Below are 2,950 nucleotides of genomic sequence, written 5' to 3' on the forward strand. Positions count from 1 at the left end.
CAGGATCTTATCCGAAATATCGTCCGACTTTTTAGCGACCCAGCCACCCAGCTTAAAGCCGTTAGTGGTATCCTCCTCCGGCCCGCCCGGCCCCTGGATTACGCCGTTCAGTGTTATGAATTCGTTGATGATGATCTTTCTCATGGTAGCTGGCAGTTTTAGTTTTTTAAACTTAACAATGCAAATCTAAATGCACTTCCGGGAACACGCAGGCGGGAGAAGCGACATTGTTGCGGGTGTAATGCGACAATGGACGCCAGCAAAATGATTAGTTCAGTTGTTAGCGGCAGTATAGTTTTCTTGTCGACTGTGCTTTGCATTGCGTCGAAGTTGCATCCTGGCTTGCGTTTGTATTGTTCAAAAGTTAGATTGACCGGCTGTTTACCAATTATTCGCGGTGGCTATGGGAATGTCACGGAATTCACTAAAAGTTTTAATTTTGAATTAAACTCGAAATTCTGCCAAGATGAACATAGATACCACATACTATGAACGATGCATTGAAACACTCGAAAAGGCTTACTCACTGCTGCTTGACGCTAACCCGGATGACATAGAGTATGATATGTATCGATCCGCCAGCGTAAAGGAGTTTGAAATCATCTTAGAACAAAGTGGTAAGCTGCTGAAAAAGGTCTTAAAGCCATATTTCCATTCAACAAAGGCAGTTGATCAGCTTCATTTCAAAGACATTTTCCGGCACGCAACTTTGAGAAGTTTGATCGACACTGATACTTGTGAGCGCTGGCTTCGATATCGGGACAACCGGAACAACACGGCACACGATTACGGCGTAAATTTTGCAGAGGATACTTTGAAGCTTTTACCTAAATTTATAGAAGATGCAAACCATTTGGCCACTGTAATCCGCCAAAGTAAATCGCAGTAATATGATACTTAGGAAGAAAGACTTAGAAGTACTGCAACGCATTTTCGCTTCAACGGAAACTCCCTTGGAAGTTTGGGCCTATGGTAGTCGGGTAAATGGCTCCGCGCACGAAGGCAGCGATCTTGATCTGGTAATACGCGGGAAGGATCTGACTAAAATTGATATTGATCTGTTACTGGATTTGAAAGACCAGATAAGGGAAAGTAATATCCCGATTCTTGTTGAAGTGTTAGACTGGGCCAGAATTCCTGAAAGTTTTCAACGCAATATTGAGCAGCATTTCGAAGTCATTTTCGAAAGCAAACCCAGCCTCGGAACAGAGCCAAAGCAGCATAAACCTGGTGTCCTGCATGCAACTCAAAGACATTGACCAATACTTCTGGAACCATCCCGAACCTACCAAAAGCTTTCTCGCCGCGCTTCGGCATTTCATTTTACATTACAAACCGGGAATGACGGAGGTTTGGCGTTATTCGATGCCGTTCTATTTGTTTGAAGGAAGCAGAATTTGCTACATCTGGATCGAAAAGAAAACAGGTCGCCCATACCTTGGCATTGTAAATGGAAACCGCATAGAGCACCCCAACCTGATTGCTGAAAAACGAACCCGGATGAAGATACTCTTGCTGGATCCGGTGGAGGATTTGGCTGTGGATGTGATTGGGGAGATTTTGCAATTGGCGATAAGGTTGAAATAATAGGTATAAGCCTGTTCAAACAAATCACAATAATTTACCCAATCACCACAAATGATTAGCTTTCTATTAAAAGCTCCATCTGAATGTTAGCCCTTTCATACGGCGTCGGCCGACCGGTCACTTTCTTGAATCCAAGCTTTTGATATAAGCTTATCGCCGGCTTCAAAATTGTATTACTTTCTAAATAAAGCCCCTTCGCTCCTAGCGAGTGGGCTTTTTCAATGGCAGCATTGCCCAGTAGCCAGCCGATATTCATCCCCTGCGCTTTCGGCGAAACCGCCATTTTTGCGAGCTCGAAATCGTAGTCGAGATCTTCCATTTTAATTAATGCACATACGCCGACCGGCTCGTTGCGATACAATGCTACCAGAATGCAGCCGCCACGATCAAGTATATACGTTTCCGGATGATCGAGTGATTTGTAATCCGCCTCCTCCATTTTGAAATACTTTGAAATCCATTCTACATTCAGCTCCCGAAATGCGGACTGGTACTTTGCCTCATAAGGCACAATTTCCACAAAGCTGCTCTCCCGCGCCTTCCGCTGCTCCCGCACGCGCTGGAAAAGCGACTTTTGTTCCAGCAAAAACTCCCATTCTTCAATAGCCTTCCATAGATCATTGCTTGCTTCTGCGGATAGTGCTTCCACCGCATTGTTCACATCCTCATACTGGTTCTGAATTTTGCCAATAATCTCTTTTCCCGTAACCGAAAGCTGCACCACATTTCGCCGACCGTCCGCAGAATCCTTTTTCTCGATCACCAAACCTTTCGCCGCCATTTCCCGAACAATCTTGCTCACAGAAGGCTGCGAATGCCCGATCTCCGTCGCAATCTCCGTGATTGTTACATCATCCCTTTCGGAAAGCACATAGAACACAGGAAACCATTTCGGCTGCATGTCGATATTATAGAGGTTGTAAATGGAAGATGCATCATCCGTAAATTTTGCAGTCAGCATTCTCAGGCGGCTACCCAGCGCCATCTTACCAGTTCTTTTGAAAATAGTCATTTGTAAAGTCAATTACATAATCGATTATGCAAATGTAAGACTTTGGTGTGTTTTGACTAATGAAGCTCCCAATATTTTTTACAATTCGTATAAATGCCGCAGAAAAGCCGCAATCAAATCGTACCTTCTGACCCTACTTTTGGTGCAAACAATTTTACAGATGAGCACATTAACAGTCGCGGATCAAATCAGGGCTTTGCGCAAGAGCAGAGGCTTTTCACAGGAAACACTTGCCGAAAATGCCGGCATTAACCTGCGCACTTTGCAGCGCATTGAAGCCGGAAATGTAGAACCGCGCGGCGAAACACTGCGACTGCTGGCGCAGGCGATGAATGTGTCAATAGAAGAGTT

The 2,950-nt window shown here is 44.7% G+C and carries 5 protein-coding genes; 4 read left to right on the forward strand and 1 reads right to left on the reverse strand.

The window, feature by feature from the left end:
* The first annotated feature begins 466 nt into the window (after positions 1-466).
* The 3 genes from ACTIE6_RS11585 to ACTIE6_RS11595 are packed head-to-tail and all read left to right on the forward strand — an operon-like array spanning position 467 to position 1,587.
* Positions 467-889 carry a nucleotidyltransferase substrate binding protein gene (locus ACTIE6_RS11585; RefSeq protein ID WP_439556788.1) on the forward strand — a complete coding sequence of 141 codons (423 nt, stop codon included), beginning with the start codon at positions 467-469 and terminating at the stop codon, positions 887-889.
* Position 890: 1 nt separating this feature from the next.
* Positions 891-1,259, forward strand: coding sequence for a nucleotidyltransferase domain-containing protein (locus tag ACTIE6_RS11590; protein ID WP_439556789.1), 369 nt, complete (start codon positions 891-893; stop codon positions 1,257-1,259).
* Entirely contained in the window at positions 1,240-1,587 is a 348-nt protein-coding gene (locus tag ACTIE6_RS11595) for a DUF1801 domain-containing protein (RefSeq protein ID WP_439556790.1), read from the forward strand. The genes ACTIE6_RS11590 and ACTIE6_RS11595 overlap by 20 nt, the downstream gene beginning before the upstream one ends.
* Before the next feature lie 55 nt (positions 1,588-1,642).
* Here ACTIE6_RS11595 and ACTIE6_RS11600 read toward each other — a convergent pair whose 3' ends face one another.
* A complete protein-coding gene (locus ACTIE6_RS11600) occupies positions 1,643-2,599 on the reverse strand; it encodes a bifunctional helix-turn-helix transcriptional regulator/GNAT family N-acetyltransferase (RefSeq protein ID WP_439556791.1) in 957 nt (318 codons plus the stop codon).
* A 160-nt stretch (positions 2,600-2,759) separates the two neighbouring features.
* On the opposite strand from ACTIE6_RS11600, the gene ACTIE6_RS11605 reads away from it, so the two are divergent.
* Positions 2,760-2,950 (forward strand): helix-turn-helix domain-containing protein (locus ACTIE6_RS11605; RefSeq protein ID WP_439556792.1); only part of this gene is annotated, 191 nt, incomplete at its 3' end.

It is taken from the genome of Dyadobacter sp. (assembly GCF_051859145.1).
Taxonomy (GTDB): Bacteria; Bacteroidota; Bacteroidia; order Cytophagales; family Spirosomataceae; genus Dyadobacter.